Origin of the sequence: Adhaeribacter arboris, from assembly GCF_003023845.1 — a bacterium.
In the GTDB taxonomy this organism is placed as follows: domain Bacteria; phylum Bacteroidota; class Bacteroidia; order Cytophagales; family Hymenobacteraceae; genus Adhaeribacter; species Adhaeribacter arboris.
This window is the reverse complement of record NZ_PYFT01000001.1, coordinates 2,271,338-2,287,186: the sequence shown is the minus strand read 5'-3', so window position 1 is coordinate 2,287,186 and position 15,849 is coordinate 2,271,338. Positions and strand designations below refer to the sequence as shown.

11 protein-coding genes are annotated in these 15,849 nt (G+C 43.7%); 8 read left to right on the top strand and 3 right to left on the bottom strand.

The features are described from left to right. The first annotated feature begins 358 nt into the window (after nucleotides 1-358). Together AHMF7605_RS09315 and AHMF7605_RS09310 are read left to right on the top strand one after the other, a co-directional pair. A complete protein-coding gene (locus AHMF7605_RS09315; protein WP_233218994.1) occupies nucleotides 359-1,465 on the top strand; it encodes a peptidoglycan DD-metalloendopeptidase family protein in 1,107 nt (368 codons plus the stop codon). Nucleotides 1,466-1,822: 357 nt separating this feature from the next. Continuing rightward, nucleotides 1,823-2,026: a hypothetical protein gene (locus tag AHMF7605_RS09310; protein WP_106928601.1), complete on the top strand. Its 204-nt coding sequence runs from the start codon at nucleotides 1,823-1,825 to the stop codon at nucleotides 2,024-2,026. Between the two features lie 51 nt (nucleotides 2,027-2,077). Here AHMF7605_RS09310 and AHMF7605_RS09305 read toward each other — a convergent pair whose 3' ends face one another. Then, entirely contained in the window at nucleotides 2,078-3,052 is a 975-nt protein-coding gene (locus AHMF7605_RS09305; protein ID WP_158267482.1) for an SGNH/GDSL hydrolase family protein, read from the bottom strand. 443 nt (nucleotides 3,053-3,495) lie between these two features. Between AHMF7605_RS09305 and AHMF7605_RS09300 the strand changes: the two genes are divergently transcribed. Continuing rightward, nucleotides 3,496-4,518, top strand: a complete 1,023-nt coding sequence (locus AHMF7605_RS09300; protein ID WP_106928596.1) for an ABC transporter ATP-binding protein — start codon at nucleotides 3,496-3,498, stop codon at nucleotides 4,516-4,518. Nucleotides 4,519-4,753: 235 nt separating this feature from the next. On the opposite strand, the gene AHMF7605_RS09295 is transcribed toward AHMF7605_RS09300, so the two are convergent. Continuing rightward, on the bottom strand, nucleotides 4,754-6,298 hold the full coding sequence (locus AHMF7605_RS09295; RefSeq protein ID WP_106928594.1) for a phosphatase PAP2 family protein: 1,545 nt from the start codon (nucleotides 6,296-6,298) through the stop codon (nucleotides 4,754-4,756). Nucleotides 6,299-6,308: 10 nt separating this feature from the next. Continuing rightward, the gene (locus tag AHMF7605_RS09290; protein WP_106928592.1) at nucleotides 6,309-7,241 is read right to left on the bottom strand and encodes a hypothetical protein; all 933 of its coding nucleotides are present in this window, start codon (nucleotides 7,239-7,241) and stop codon (nucleotides 6,309-6,311) included. Between the two features lie 656 nt (nucleotides 7,242-7,897). On the opposite strand from AHMF7605_RS09290, the gene AHMF7605_RS09285 reads away from it, so the two are divergent. From AHMF7605_RS09285 to AHMF7605_RS09265, 5 genes are all read left to right on the top strand, one after another. After that, nucleotides 7,898-9,283, top strand: coding sequence for a Gfo/Idh/MocA family oxidoreductase (locus AHMF7605_RS09285; RefSeq protein WP_106928590.1), 1,386 nt, complete (start codon nucleotides 7,898-7,900; stop codon nucleotides 9,281-9,283). Between the two features lie 305 nt (nucleotides 9,284-9,588). Continuing rightward, the gene (locus AHMF7605_RS09280; protein WP_106933408.1) at nucleotides 9,589-12,156 is read left to right on the top strand and encodes a DUF7133 domain-containing protein; all 2,568 of its coding nucleotides are present in this window, start codon (nucleotides 9,589-9,591) and stop codon (nucleotides 12,154-12,156) included. A 124-nt stretch (nucleotides 12,157-12,280) separates the two neighbouring features. Beyond that, nucleotides 12,281-13,339 carry a sugar phosphate isomerase/epimerase family protein gene (locus AHMF7605_RS09275; protein ID WP_106928588.1) on the top strand — a complete coding sequence of 353 codons (1,059 nt, stop codon included), beginning with the start codon at nucleotides 12,281-12,283 and terminating at the stop codon, nucleotides 13,337-13,339. 198 nt (nucleotides 13,340-13,537) lie between these two features. Then, complete coding sequence (locus AHMF7605_RS09270; RefSeq protein WP_106928586.1) at nucleotides 13,538-14,323, top strand: SDR family NAD(P)-dependent oxidoreductase; 786 nt, start codon at nucleotides 13,538-13,540, stop codon at nucleotides 14,321-14,323. 140 nt (nucleotides 14,324-14,463) lie between these two features. Then, complete coding sequence (locus tag AHMF7605_RS09265; RefSeq protein ID WP_106928583.1) at nucleotides 14,464-15,801, top strand: MFS transporter; 1,338 nt, start codon at nucleotides 14,464-14,466, stop codon at nucleotides 15,799-15,801. The last annotated feature ends 48 nt before the right edge of the window (nucleotides 15,802-15,849 follow it).

Genomic DNA, 15,849 nt, shown 5'->3' with positions numbered 1-15,849 from the left:
CTTGCCGGGTTTAAGGAGGCAAATAGCTAACTAACAGATGATTATAAAGGATCAGTAAACCTCAGGTTTTTCTTAAACTGAATAAAAATAGCTATATGTAGTGGCTACAACCTATTTAAACGAAGATTATTGTGCTGCTTAAAATTTTTATTTCTAAACGTAAGAACCTAGTTTTGCGCCTTCTTTATTAATTTTTAACCAAGGTGTATAACTAATGTTCAAACGTAATAAAGGTCTGGTCATCCTAATCGCATTATCTTTTCTCATCTTTTTTTCTGCTGCTCAGACCCTAAACTTTGATATAACTCGAGTCCTTACTAAGCTACAGCCTTCCGCCCCTACCGCCCAAAAACTTCCGGTGGCTGCAAAAGAAATAAAAAAGCTGGCTCCAATAGTATTCGGAATAGCTACCGATTCTTTAGCCATTGTAGAAGGAACCATTGAGCGAGGCGAGAGTATATCGGATATTTTAACGCATTATAATATTTCTCCCACTACGGTACATAACCTGGCCCAAAAAGCTAAATCTGTTTTTAACGTTCGGCGCATTCAATCCCAGCGTCCCTACGTACTCTTGCATACTCTTGATTCCGCTCAAACCGCCCAGTATTTTATCTACGAACCAAGTAATTCGGACTACGTGATATACGATTTGCGGGGAGACTTAGCGGTAACGCGCCATGAACGGGAAATTAAAGTAGTTGAGCGGGAACTGGCTGGTGAAATCAAAGGGTCGTTATATGAGTCGGTGCTGGCGGCCGGCGGATCGGCGCAGTTGGTAAATCAATTAGCCGATATCTACGCTTGGCGGCTAAACCTGAATCATTTGCAACCCGGCGATCAGTTTAAATTAATTTATGAGGAAAAGCTGGTAAATAGTAATAGTATTGGCTACGGAATTCTAAAAGCTGCTTTTTTCGAACATAGTGGTCAACCGCTTTACGCCATTGGCTTTGATCAGGGCAAAGGCATCAGCTATTTCGATCAGGATGGCAAAAGCTTTAAAAAGGCTTTCCTGAAAGAGCCTTTGGAATACACTCGGATTAGTTCCCGGTACACCATGAGCCGCTTTCACCCGGTACAGAAACGCTTTAAAGCGCATCTAGGAACGGACTTTGCCGCTCCTCGGGGCACCCCCATCCGCAGCGTAGGCGAAGGTAAAATAGTAGAGGCAGCTTATAATTTTGGCAATGGGTATTACGTAAAAATTCAACACAACAAAACCTTTACTACTCAATATTTGCATCTATCCCGGTTCGCGAAAGGTATTCGGCGCGGCCGAAGTGTTGCGCAAGGACAAACCATTGGCTATGTGGGCAGTACAGGCCTTTCTACGGGGCCGCATTTGTGTTACCGCCTCTGGAAAAATGGCAAACAAGTAGATGCCTTACGCGTTAAATTACCTTTAGCAGAACCCGTTAACCAAAAAATCAAGCAGCTTTTCTTGCCAGTAAAGCAGAAATGATTAAACGGATGGAAGCATTACCTGTTTCACCGGCAAAATCCGATTTACTGGCAGCCGAAAAAGCTGAAACTCTACGAAAAGGTTAATGAAAGAAAGATAACTGGAAGAGCAGGTCCGTAAATTTTAGTATATAGTAAGATGGTTTTTCATTGCAAAAAAATTGCTAATCTATCTGAATCACCAAAAATAACGTGAAATCTTCTTTGAACTTTACCTAAGTTGGATTTTCATTAAGAGTAGATTTGCTCTAAAACCTTTTGGCGCAATTACGCCTTTCATATTTTTTATCGGGCACTATTCCGGTAATTTTATCCTTTACATAATGGGAAAGGTAATAGTAGCTAACCTTAATTTTACATGGAAATAACCAAAGAAGATTTTAATTATAAATTCCAGAACGCTTTAGATAATATCCTGGTTGCTATGGCGGAGCATCCGGACGTTGATCCGAAAAAATTCTACAGCATGACCTGTATTCTAGAAAATCTGGCTTTTTTCGGTCCGGTGGTGTACGATGCTATTCAAAATTCTCCTAAAAAGCTACTTAGTAATACTAATTAGTTCACTAAGAGGTTTTTGATAACTCTGGTTGGATAAATCTTCTATACTCCTTTACAGCAATAATTGCTTAAAAAATGGTTCTAGTTCGGCTGCTAAAATAGCGTGATCTTCTACATTCGGATGTCCACTACAACCCCGGGCTTGCATAGGCCGGAAAAAATACAAGGCTACGGGTTTATCGGCTGGATAGGAAGTGTCGGTGCTTTGTTTTACGGCAGTGAGGCAATTTTGCAGAAGGGTTCGGTTGGAGCCGTTTACCATTGGACTGCTTAAAAGAGCTATTTGCGCCCGCGGATATTTCGTTTTTACTACTTGTACAAACCTAATGTAAGTGCTCACAAAGCTGGCACTATCAAAAGGTAATCTTTCCTTTTTACCGTCGCCCTTGCTGAAGTCGTTCGTACCCAAAGCAATGCTTACCACTTGGGGCGTAAAAGTGGCAAATTGCCAAAGTTTTGAATTCTGATCCTGAAAGTCTAGCTTCTCATATACTTGTGGCATGGTGGGTCCGTTGCTATTCCAGTTACGATAGATGCCAATTCCGCTTACACTGCTCAATATAAAGTTAGCTCCTAAACTACGGGCTACCCTAGGCCCATAAGCCATGTAAGCGTTGTGCTGGTCGTGGTAAACCCCGGTGCCACAAGGTACTTCCGAAGGATCCGCTGCCGCTCCGCAGGTAATACTATTGCCAATAAATTCTATTAACGGCTGAGTCGGCTTTTTGATAGATTTTATGTTTTTAGCGGCAATTTTTTGAATCCCAATCGGACCGGTATGCGCTTCAGTAGCTTTGTAAATCCAAATCGTGTGAGTACCTGCTCCCGGAGCTGTAATGCGAATAGGTTCTTGCGAGTTGCCGCTTATTTTAATTCTTTTTTGATATACCCCATCCAGCTCATACTGCAAATAGTTATGCCCTTCAGGATTAGGGATAGTGGCATATATCTGACATTCTTCTCCCTCAAAACTAAAACCAAAATGCACAGCCGAGCTTATTAGTTCTACATTTTGCTCTTGGTTCACTACGTATCTGCCATAAGGTTGTAAAGCAGAAGCGGGTAAGATATTAGTGTTTTTTGTATTAACCTCGGGTCGGGCGCAGCTTAAACTTAAGCAGCAAAAAAGAGAAGCAGGCGATTACCTTTGAATTTCATAAAAGCAGTTACTATTTGCAGGAGTTATAGCGCAAGATTACTAACAATCCGGTTAGTTTCTACGGTTAAATCTTACATTTGGGCTTGAATTTTTGAATCAGAATTCACTAATTATTTACTGAATAATTATTTCCTGATCGGAGTAATGAAAGTAGCCATTTAGATCCGCAACCTGGGAAGTAGGTGGTAGAGATATTCCGTATCTAAAAATTAAAAGACTGGTTACTTGGACTAAGGAGCCGCAAAGAGTAAAAAAACAATTTATCTCTGTTAGAAAATCCGGATTATTACGGGAAATTTTCCTTTTTAATTATGCATCAAGTAACCCCGCCTAAGAAAGTAACGGCGGCTAAAACACTTTTACAAGTATCGGGCATTCATTTACAAGAGGCAGGCAGTTGGGTTTTGCAGGATATTAGTTTTTCGCAAGAAAAGCGGCAGAAAATAGCTATTGCCGGCGAAACGGGTTCAGGGAAAAGTACTTTGCTGCAAACCATTGCGGGACTGGTGCAGCCTAGTTCCGGTGAAGTGCGCTTTGCACAGAAACGCGTGAAAGGTCCGCAGGAACACTTAATTCCGGGACATCCGGGGATTGTTTACTTGTCGCAGCAGTTTGAGTTGCCCCGCTTTTTACGGGTAGAACAAGTTTTACAATACGCTAATAAGCTAGGGCCGGGAGAGGCCGAAAACTTATACGAAGTTTGTCGCATCACGCACCTGTTACCAAAGCGTACCGAACACTTGTCGGGCGGGGAGCGGCAGCGGATTGCCTTGGCTCGTTTGCTTCTTTCGGGACCTCAACTTCTATTACTCGACGAGCCTTTTTCTAACCTGGATATGGTGCATAAGAATATATTAAAAGCCGTTATCCGGGACATTAGTGAAAGTTTGCAAATAACCTGTATTCTTATCTCGCACGACCCTCAGGATACGCTTGCGTGGGCCGATGAAATACTCGTCATGCAAGCCGGAAAAGTTATTCAGCGAGGTACACCCGAACAGATCTACCGGCAACCGGTAAATGTTTATACGGCGGGTTTATTCGGCGATTACAATTTGCTGCCCTCAACAAAAGCCAAGGTTTTAACTGAAAATCCAGGAATAAAGGAAAAAGAGAAAAATATGCTTATCCGGCCGGAAAGTTTTAAAATTGTTTCTGCTGTAGGTAGGGGACTTGCCGCGAAAGTAAAAAAAGTAAGCTTTTTTGGAAGTTATTACCTGCTGGAAGTAGCTTTATTGGGTTTAACTATTAAGGTTAAAACGGAAGCACGGGATTTCAAAAAGGGTAATATTATTTTTATTTCAGTAGATCCGGAAGCAGTTTGGTTTATTTGAAAGTTAATTTTCCTCTTTAAAAAGGATTATGTTTTATCTGATAATAATTAATCAAAGTTACCTCATCTAGCCTTTTTAAGCTTCCATGAGAAACTGCTAGTGTAACTAAGTAGTCCGAAGCCAGAACTTTGCCGTTAAAACACAAACAGCCGGGTACCTTACCGGAAAAAGCATAAAAAATCCCCTTCTAAAGTTCAATCCTTAGAAGGGGATTTTATTTTAAGAACTTAAATAATTAATTGGCGCCGTCTACTTTTGCGCGTTCAACGGCGTAACTAGCAATTTTATGACCGGTTTCTAAGCCGGCCTGGCAGTCGGAGCGATAATGTATTCCCCCGTACATTCGGGAGTTAGATGCTTCTTGTGCCATCGCCTGAAATTCTCCGGCACGAGCCGGAATTAAATAACCTAAAACCGTGGCGGCGGCTCCGCTAAAAGTGGAGTGCCCGGAAATATATGCCGGGAAATTAGGCACGCCGGTTAAAGTTTTAATTTTCGGGTCTAGCTGGCAAGGACGAGCATTAAAGTAGAAATACTTGGTGTTCCAGCATAAAATAGCCGCATCCATTAAGGAAGCGTTTAATAATGCGTAATTACGCGCCCAGCGCACCTCGCTGTACTGGTGCTTCACAAATTCGTCGGTAGCAATGGCATTCCAATGTCCGGGAGGAGTATACGTGCCCGCGCCATCCGCCCAAAAATTAACAATGCGCATCCGCTCACGGGTAGGATTTTGAGTATAACTTAAGACTTCGTCTAATTCCTTACGCATTTGTTCTGAATTGGCAGATGGGGGAGCCGCCGGCCGGATTGCAGGTACTTCGGTAGGGCTAAACAATAAAGGTTTCACGTTGCCAAAGGCCGGTAACATAGGAGGCCGCTTCGGGAATTCCAGCGAATACCAGGGAGTTTCGCCTTTAGCTTTGCAATCGTCTTCTAACTTAGTCCAAAGTGCCGGGTTACCGCCCGCTGTTCCCATACCGTCCGTTTTGGCTCTTTGAATTACTTTACGAGCTACCCAACGACCCAAAGAATCGCCGGCTACAATATCACTGCGCACGTTGGCTCCGCTCCATAAACGGTAACTTTTTTCTTCTTCCGCCATTTTGGTGATGTAAGCAATATCCGCCGGAAATAAAAGTTTCATCATTTCGAAGGAAGCGCCCGCCACAACGGCATCTTCCGAAGGATAAGCGGCTAATTCGCTTTTTGGAATGGCCGGATTTAAAGAATTATCTACCTGGTAAGGAGCCGAACGCTTAAATTCATCTTTAAAATGATGGGCCATTACTAAGCCGTCGTATTGGGCCACGCTCACGTAAGCGTAAGCCCGGGCCGCATAAGGCGGATTTGAAAAAGGAAAAGTAGGATAAGCAAAAGGATTTGCCGCACTAGGTACCGGGTACGTATTGTCTTCTTTTTGGTAAGGTGGTAGATTATGTTTGGCCACTAAATTTCGCATAATTTCGTTCCAACGCAGCACACTTCCTGCTTTCCAGTAATTAATAATGCGCTTTTGTTCGTCGGTTAAGTTAGAAGAGAGTTGCTTAACCTCTTGTAATTCTTGCTGATAAGCCGAGGAAGAAGTAGGTTGCGGGGCAGGAACCGGAAAATCCGCCGGAGAAGAAACAATAAACGGTGACCAATTACCGGCTTCGGCATCGGTTTTAACGGGTTGTAGAGCGGGATAGCCAGCATTACTTTCGGTGATGTCTTTATCGCAGGAAATCAGGTAAGTAAAGCAAATGCCGGAAAGCAGAAGGGTGAAAATCTTTTTCATTTAACGATAGCTAATTTTTTGCAGTTTTCGGAGAAAAATCAAATATATAATCCACACCGGCCATAAAGCCAGTAGCCTGGCCAACATTCCGGCCCGCCAATGTGCGCCAGGCATTCGCGTGAAAACCTAAAGAGGGTAGTTTCGCTAAATAATGTTTGGCTTCCAGGCCCACTTTCGTGCTATTCATCTGATTGCTCACAAAAGGCATATCATTTTTCCGGATATCAAAACCGCCGAAAGTAGTCATATTATCCACGAAAGCTTCTGCAATTAACAACCGGCTGCGGTAACCAGTACGCAGTTGAAAGTTACCGGCATCGGGCATTTTTACTTCGTGTGAATTAATCTGGTGATCGGTGTAGTAAGCCGAACGATCAATTTCTACGTTGCTCCGATGCAGGTAAGCGCCCGATAAGGTAAGATTAAAGTTACTTACCCGCACATCGGCTATTAAGCGGCCACTCAGAATATTGCTGCCTAAACCAATACACATGGGTAATAAATCAATATTGTACTTATTAGAAGGTGTAGAATAACCGCCTACGGCAAACAACGAAACGGTTTGACGACCGAACTGTTTTTGCCAGGGCAGCCATTTCACAAAAACGCCCACATCCTGAAAACCGCCTAAACCACTTAAGGTACCTTGCGTTGCTTTAGTTTTCATGTAAGGCAGGGAAGCCAAAATATTTAGATTACTCTTAATACCATAGTTCAGCATTAACATGGCCGATTTGGTAGATACCCGGCCTATATTTTCGTTATCACGTTTAAAAGTGCCTTCCCAGTAATTGGTCCAGCTATTATAGCCAACGGAGCCCGCGACGCACAACTTTCGTTCGCCCATCATTAAGGCATCTTGTTCGGTTTGAGCATGAGAAAGGATAGGAATAAATCCTAAGAAGAAAAAGCACCAAAGTAGTGGGTAAAATTTTTTTTTCATGGATGATTAATAATAAGGCGTAAAATATATTAGCAGAAATTACAATAAAATTAGGTTGATTTTTGAGCCAGAATGGCCGGGAAGGAGTGTATTAGAACATAAAAGAAATTATTGATTATCGTAATTATAAACTGTTTTTAAATATAAGCTAATAGAAAAATTCTCTATTAAATTATTTTCATTCCTAAATTTAAGTAATAAGTTTTAATACTTAAAATAGTATTCCGTAAAAAACATCCTAAAAATTAAATAATTTTAATTAAGATAATTATATTCTCTAAGTATTAAGAATTTTTCAAGTATCTATTCTATTTTTTAGAAGAACAATAGAGTAAAGTTAAAATATCAAGTGAAATAACCTAGAAGTCTAATTTAAAATCTCGTTAATGACTGGTTATTTGAATTTTTCAAGTAAAAACTTGTCGTGAATTAGCGTGGAAAATTGTTGTTTCTCTCTTCTCTTCTTTCTACTTTTCTACAAGCTTGACCTACAGTATTCTTAAATTCATAATCTATTGTTATTCGCTTTGTGCTATCCAGAATATTTGTATATTGCTCGTTGGAAGCCTGTAGAAATTACCTTTTAGCTTGATTTTTTGCTCTACTTAACAGGCTTTACCGGAATGTGCTTCTACTAACCTTAAACCTATATTTACATGAGTGATTTTACATTTAACCGGCGTCGTTTCTTAAAAGGAGCAACGGCATCGCTGGCCCTAACGGCTTTGGGGGCTCAAGGTATGAATTTCACTAATCCGGCTAAGCCTCTCAGAGTGGCTCTAATTGGTACGGGTTGGTACGGTAAAAGCGATTTGCTCCGCCTAATTCAGGTAGCTCCGGTAAACGTGGTGGCTTTGTGCGATGTGGACAAGAACATGCTGGAAAAGGCCGCCGAACTGGTAAGCCAACGCCAACAATCAAAGAAGAAACCGAAACTCTACGGCGATTACCGTAAACTATTAGCCGAAAATAAATTAGATATTGTGGTTATTGGTACGCCGGACCATTGGCATGCGCTGCAAACCATTGATGCTGTAAAAGCGGGTGCCCACGTGTACGTGCAAAAGCCCATTAGCAAAGATGTAATAGAAGGCGAGGCCATGGTAGCTGCGGCCCGCAAATATAACAAAGTAGTACAAGTAGGTACCCAACGCAAAAGTACTCCGCACTTAATTGATGCGAAGAAAAATATTGTGGATGCCGGTTTACTCGGTAAAGTATCGCACGTAGAAATGTGTTGCTATTTTCACATGCGCGCCAATGGCAACCCGCCCGAACAACCGGTACCTGCCTTTTTAGATTATGAGATGTGGACCGGACCGGCTCCGCTCCGTCCTTACGACGGCTTGCCGCACGTGCGGTGGTGGCGTACTTTCATGGAATACGGCAACGGTATTATGGGCGATATGTGTATTCACATGTTTGATACAGCACGGTGGATGCTGAATCTTGGCTGGCCCAAGAAGATTAGTTCTACGGGTGGTATTTACGTACAGAAAGAAGGAAAATCTAATATCTCGGATACTCAGTCGGCTCTATTTGAGTACGATGGCCTGAACTGCGTCTGGACGCACCGGAGCTGGGGTACGCCGGCCAACCCTGATTATCCGTGGTCGCTTACTTTGTACGGCGATAAAGGTACTTTATTTGCCTCCACCATGCAGTGCGATTTTGTTCCGCAGGGCGAAGGTAGTGAAGGCAAGAAAATTCACTTGGATGTGCTGTACGAAAAGGAAAAGTACCCCGAAGATGTAACCGAACCAACCGAACCAAAAATTGAGTTAAACGCCGCTCCGGCCACTCGCCGGCACATGCTGGACTTCCTGGCGGCCATTGAAAAAGGTAGCCGTCCAGTAGCCGATATTGAAGAAGGGCACATCTCTACGGCCAGTTGCCTTTTAGCCAATATTTCCATGCAAGTAGGTCGCCCGCTGGTTTATGACCCGAAAAAAAGAGAAGTGGTAGGCGACCCCGAAGCTACGGCCTTGTTAAAAAAACCTTACCGCCAACCCTACGTTCATCCCGACCCAACCATGGTTTAAAATAAAGTCATTTTACCCAGCCATAAATTGTACTTGCTTCTGGTTGCTTATGGTCAAGAGCAAGTATAATTTTTAAATTGTAAAGAGAGAATTTATTAAAAAATAAAGTTGCCTTTTTGATTGGAGCAGTTTTAATAAGGTGATAGAATAGGTAGAAGTTTTCGAGAATGGGAAATTAGTTGTTTGGCATTCGGGAGAGATAAAAACGCTTCAACTAACTCATTCGCCGGCGAGTATACCAGTTTAAGGGGCTTATACACCTAATTAGTGAAGGCATGTATGTAAGTAAAGCAATTTCAGCTACTATGGGGAAGCGCATTTATTTAATTTGCTTTTTAGGTCTGGGCTTTTGGGGGCTTACTGCCTGCGTGAATCCGGGTACCACCAATAAGCCGGACGAAGGCCCTTCTCCGGCTAAAACTCCGGCCGAAGAACTAATTACTTTTCAATTAGAGCCTGGTTTAAAAATTCAATTAGTTGCTTCCGAGCCAATGGTGCAGGATCCGGTAGTAATTGCCTTCGATGCCGATGGCCGACTCTGGACCGTAGAAATGCGCGGTTTTATGCCCACGATTGACGGAACCGGGGAAAAAGAAAAAATAGGCCGCGTATCAATACTGCAAGATACCAACGGCGACGGCCACATGGATAGGAGCACGGTTTACCTCGATAGCCTGATTATGCCTCGAGCGCTGACTTTTGTTCCCGGCGGGGCTTTAGTCGCGGAAAATGGTTCTTTATGGCTTACCCAAGATTTAAACAACGATTTAAAAGCGGATACGAAAACCCTGATTGATTCTACTTACGCGGGTAGCCCTTTACCGGAACATTCCGGCAATGGACTCTGGCGCGATTCGGATAACTGGTATTACAACGCTAAATCCCGTTTGCGTTACCGCCTGGAAAACGGAAAGTGGTTGCGGGATAGTACCGAGTTCCGTGGGCAGTGGGGCATTAGTCAGGACGATGAAGGCCGCTTATACTACAATTACAATTGGTCGCAGTTACACGCCGATTTAGTGCCGCCTAATTACCTTAGCCGGAACAAAAATCATAAACCTACCACCGGCATTGACCACGGCCTAACCGTTGACCGTCGCATTTATCCCATCCGGCCGAATCCGGCCGTGAACCGGGGGTACATACCCGGTACTTTAGATAAAGAAGGTCGCTTACTCGAATTTACGGCCGCTTGCTCGCCGCACGTATACCGGGGCACGGCCTTGCCCAAAGAATATTACAGCAATGTTTTTGTGTGCGAACCTTCGGGGAATTTGATTAAACGCAACGTGGTAGAAGAAAACGGAATTACGCTTTCGGCGCACGATCCGCACCCGGGTAAAGAATTTCTGGCATCTACCGACGAACGTTTCCGGCCGGTCCATTTAACAACCGGGCCGGATGGCGCCCTTTACATCGCCGATATGTACCGCGGATTAGTGCAGCACGGAGCGTATATTACCCCCTACTTAAAGGAGCAAACGCTTAGCCGGAAGCTGGTGCAGCCCATTCACCGGGGCCGCATTTGGCGGATTGTGCCGGAGAAAGGCAGCTTGTCTAAAACTCCGCAACTTTCAACGGCCACTACTTTAGAACTTGTAACGTATTTGTCGCACCCAAACGGCTGGTACCGGGATATGGCCCAGCGCCTTCTCGTAGAACGCAACGACCCGGGCGCAGAATCAGCATTAATGGCTTTAGCCACTAAAGGCGAGAATGACTTAGGGCGCTTTCACGCTTTATGGACCCTATCCGGATTAAAAAAAGAAAACCCAAATTTACTGCTCAGCCTGGTAGCCGACCAAAATCCACTAATTCGGACTACTGCCTTACGATTACTGGAGCCAATTGCGCAGAAAAATAAAACAGTTCAGGAACAATTAGGAAAGAAACTTTTGCAGGAATGGGAAAACGCACCGATGGAACAAATTCTGCAAATAGCACTATCTGCCTCCAGCCTCGACCAGAAAGTAGCCCACACCTTATTAGCGGGTATTGTCGAAAAGTATGGTTCCTCGGCCTTAATCCGGGATGCGGTACTAAGCAGTTTACCTAATCAGGAATTTGCTTTTTTGCAAAAACTGTGGCAAGTACCTGCCTGGCAAACGGCTGAACCGGCGAAAGAAATTTTTCTGGAAATGTTAGCTACAGCTATCATAAAAAAGCGGGATTCCGGTGAGTTAGCGGAGCTTTTAACTTTACTAAATAAAAATAATAAAGCATTATCTTGGAGAACAAATGCGGTGCTCACTGGCTTGTCGATGAGCGGCAGTAATGCCAAAACACCACCAATCCAGCTAACTTCGGCCCCAGCTATCTTCACCAAATCATCCCGGGAAATAGATCCTACCCGTCTAGCAACATTAATTAAATTGTTTCAATGGCCTGGCCATACAGTTCCGGCAGCTAACGAAAACGCAACGAAAACCAATCTTTTAAACGAAGAGCAGCAACAGTTATTCGCTCTAGGGCGCCAGCATTTTCTTACTACTTGTGCGGGTTGCCATGGAACTAACGGAGCAGGTTTAAACCGTTTTGCGCCGCCACTGGTTGGCTCCGACTGGGTTTTAGGCGATGAAAAGCGATTAGCGTTAATAGTTTTACACGGCATGGAAGGCCCCGTGGAAGTAACCGGCAAAGTTTACGATGCCCCCGAAATATTACCCGTAATGCCGGCCCATTCTACCATGGACGATGCTTCTATTACGGCTATTTTAACTTATATCCGGAACGAATGGGGGAATAACGCGGGTCCGGTAGGCAAGCGCACAGTTGGTGCTACCCGTTTAACGTCGCAGGGCCGGGTGGTACCCTGGAAATCCGAAGAGTTGAAAAAGTACGTTCTGGAAACAAAAGCCGCGGAAGCTAAGTAGTTGATTTTTAGCTTATTTTTCAGAATACTTGCTTCTATTAAAGTGGATTAGATACCTGATGTATTTACCGATTTTTAATTTGAGGAATAAACTTTTGCCAAAATCAAATCTAATGCTTAAACTAATGAATAGAAGAGACTTTTTACATAAAGCTTCGGTCGGCGCGTTGGCGATGTCTATCCCAGGTACCATTACCTCTCTTTTTAAAGATATCCCGATGGGTATTGTGGTGCATTCGTACGGCAGCCGCTGGAACTCCAAAACGCCCAGTGCGAAATATCCCGGCTTTGCTGATGCCGTGGATCTTATAGAACATTGCCATAAAATAGGGGCGGGTGGGGTGCAAGTAGTGGTAAAAGACTGGACAAACGATTTCGCTAAAAAAGTACGGGACCGGCGCGAGAAGTTAGGGCTTTATATAGAAGGTTCAATTGGCGTACCTAAAAAAACGGAAGAGGTAGCGGCTTTTGAGCAAGAAGTTAAAAACGCCAAAGAAGCAGGTATGCAGGTGCTCCGGACCGTATGCTCCAGCGGCCGTCGTTACGAAACTTACCACTCCGCCGAAGATTTTGCCGAACTGCAGAAGAATGCGCTCAGTTCTTTACAATTAGCCGAGCCCATATTGCGGAAGCATAAAATGAAGTTAGCCGTTGAAAACCATAAAGATTGGCGCGCAAAGGAGTTGGAAGCTTTATTAAAACAAGTTAACAGCGAATGGATTGGTGTTACTCTGGATTTTGGTAATAGTATTTCTTTACTCGAAGATCCTATGGCGGTTATTAAAACCTTGGTGCCCTATGTTTTTAGTACCCACGTAAAGGATATGGGGGTCGACGAATATCCGGATGGTTTCTTGCTATCCGAAGTGCCTTTAGGTAAAGGCATTCTGGATTTACCTAAAATAATGGCGCTTTGCCGGCAGCATAATCCTAACGTAACTTTTAACCTGGAAATGATTACCCGCGATCCCTTGGAAATTCCGTGCCTGAAAGATGATTACTGGGCAACTTTTTCGGGAGTACCCGGCACCGAATTGGCCCGTACCCTGCGGATGGTAAGACAGCATAAATACACTACCGGTTTACCACGAGTTTCGCAACTCACTCCCGAGGAACGGTTAGCTGCCGAAGAAAACAACATCCTCGCCTGTTTGGCTTACAGCAAAAACTCCGTAAGATTATAATTATCCAGCTTTTTAGTTAAAAGCAAAGTACTTAACAATCCCTTCCGGTAGTAGTGAGCCAGTACTGGCGCTTAGAAGAGAAATTTACTTTTCAGTAAACACTAATGACGGATGGAAATTTTCATTGATTTAGAAATTATTCAAAAGCAACAACTAAAATACATTCTCCATCACATACATACAATTTAACAATCCTCCATGCGTAACGAACTACTTCCCGGAATTAAACAATTTGATTTAAGCGGTAAAGCTGCCATTATAACCGGTGGTTCTAAGGGTTTAGGTTTAGCTATGGCAGCCGGTTTGGCTTCGGCGGGGGCTAAGGTAATGCTGGTAAACCGGAATGCGGAAGAAGGCGCCAAAGCTGCCGAAGAGTTGAGCCAGGATTTTGGCGTACCGGCTATTTCCTTTAGCGCCGATATTACTAACCAGGAACAAACTGAAGCCATGGCATCTGTCGCGATGGACACCTTTGGCCGGATAGATATTTTAATTAATAGTGCCGGTATAAATATTCGGGGTGCTATTGACGAAGTAACTCCTGCGGATTTTAACAAAGTAATGGAGGTAAATGTAAACGGTACCTGGTTGTGCTGCCGAGCCGTTACTCCCTACATGAAAAAAAATAACCGCGGTAGTATTATTAACCTGGCTAGTACCTTGGGTTTAGTGGGTTTATCGAACCGGACACCTTATGCTTCGAGCAAGGGAGCCGTCGTACAAATGACCCGGGCCTTAGCCTTAGAACTAGCCCCTTTTAATATCAACGTAAATGCCATTTGTCCGGGACCTTTTCTCACCGAAATGAACATTCCCATTGCCGATACCGAAGAAGGTAAAAAGTTTGTGGTAGGGGCTACCGCCCTGGGTCGTTGGGGCGAAATGCGCGAAATTCAGGGGGCTGCCATTTTTCTGGCGAGTGAAGCCGGTAGTTATATGGTAGGCTCCATGCTTACCGTAGATGGTGGCTGGACGGCCCGTTAATTTAAGAGGATAGTAAAGCTTTTTCGGTTGCTTCTAACGTAATCTTAAATGCCTGATTTCCTTATTCTGTATTCTACTATCGGTTCATTACTACTGTGCCGTTAATTTAAAATTTAAGTGTCTAAAGCAAGCTCTTCTCCATGGAAAACCTAAGTGGCAATACCCGAAAAACCCGAATTCGTTATGCCATGCTGGCGTTGGTGTTTATCAACGTTATGATTAATTATTTAGATCGCAGCAACCTTTCGGTTGCCGCGGCTACTTTGAGCAAAGATTTGAATTTATCCACCGTGGAGATGGGTTTGATTTTTTCTGCTTTTGGTTGGACCTACGCTATTTTGCAAATTCCGGGAGGGCTGCTAGCCGATAAAATTGGCCCGCGGGTGTTATATGCTTTGTGTTTAATTACGTGGTCGGTAGCAACTTTATGCCAGGGTTTTGCCCGTGGGTTTGTGAGTTTATTTGGTTTGCGTTTGGCTACCGGCGCGTTCGAAGCGCCTTCTTACCCGATTAATAACCGGATTGTTACCAGCTGGTTTCCCAACCACGAGCGAGCTTCGGCCATTGCCCTTTACGTTTCCGGGCAATTTATCGGCTTAGCATTTTTCACCCCGGTATTAGTAACGATTCAGTATTATTTTGGCTGGAAAGGTTTATTTGTAACAACCGGTCTGGTGGGCTTGTTGTGGGGAGTAATCTGGTATTTCTTGTATCGCGATCCCCTGGAACATCCGCGCGTAAACCAGGAAGAACTAAATTATATTCAAAAAGGCGGCGGATTGATCGAAGGGAAAAAAGTTGCGGCTGGTCAGCCTTCCATCTGGAAGTGGGAAAACTTAAAACAAGTAATTGCCAACCGTAATTTGTGGGGAGTTTACATCGGGCAGTTCGCCATGAACGCCATGTTGTGGTTTTTTCTTACCTGGTTTCCTACTTACCTGGTTCAATACCGGGGTTTAAACTTTATTAAAACGGGCTACCTGGCTTCTATTCCTTTTCTGGCCGCTTGTGCTGGTTTGCTTTTATCGGGCTTTGTTTCCGATTACTTAATCCGGCAAGGTAAATCTATTGGAATGGCCCGCAAAACGCCTATTATTATTGGCTTAATAGTTTCGGCCAGCATTGTTGGCGCCAATTATAGTACCGGTACGGCCGCCATTATATTCTTTATGGCGCTCGCTTTCTTTGGCGCTGGTATGGCTTTAATTTCCTGGGTTTTTGTTTCTATTTTATCACCCAAGCATTTAATTGGTTTAACCGGCGGTGTTTTTAATTTTATGGGTAATCTGGCCTCTATTGTCGTTCCTATTGTCATAGGTTTTCTGGTAAAAGGCGGTGATTTTAAACCCGCTTTAATTTTTATCGGTACTTTAGGGTTAATTGGAGCCTGTTCTTATTTATTTTTAGTGGGCAAAATAGAGCAGGTAACCGCACCAACCGAGCCTAAAGAACAGGAATTACTTTCGACCTCAAAATAGAAATTTAAAAGAGTTTTTAGCCATTAATTTTACGGATGCTTTCTTTAA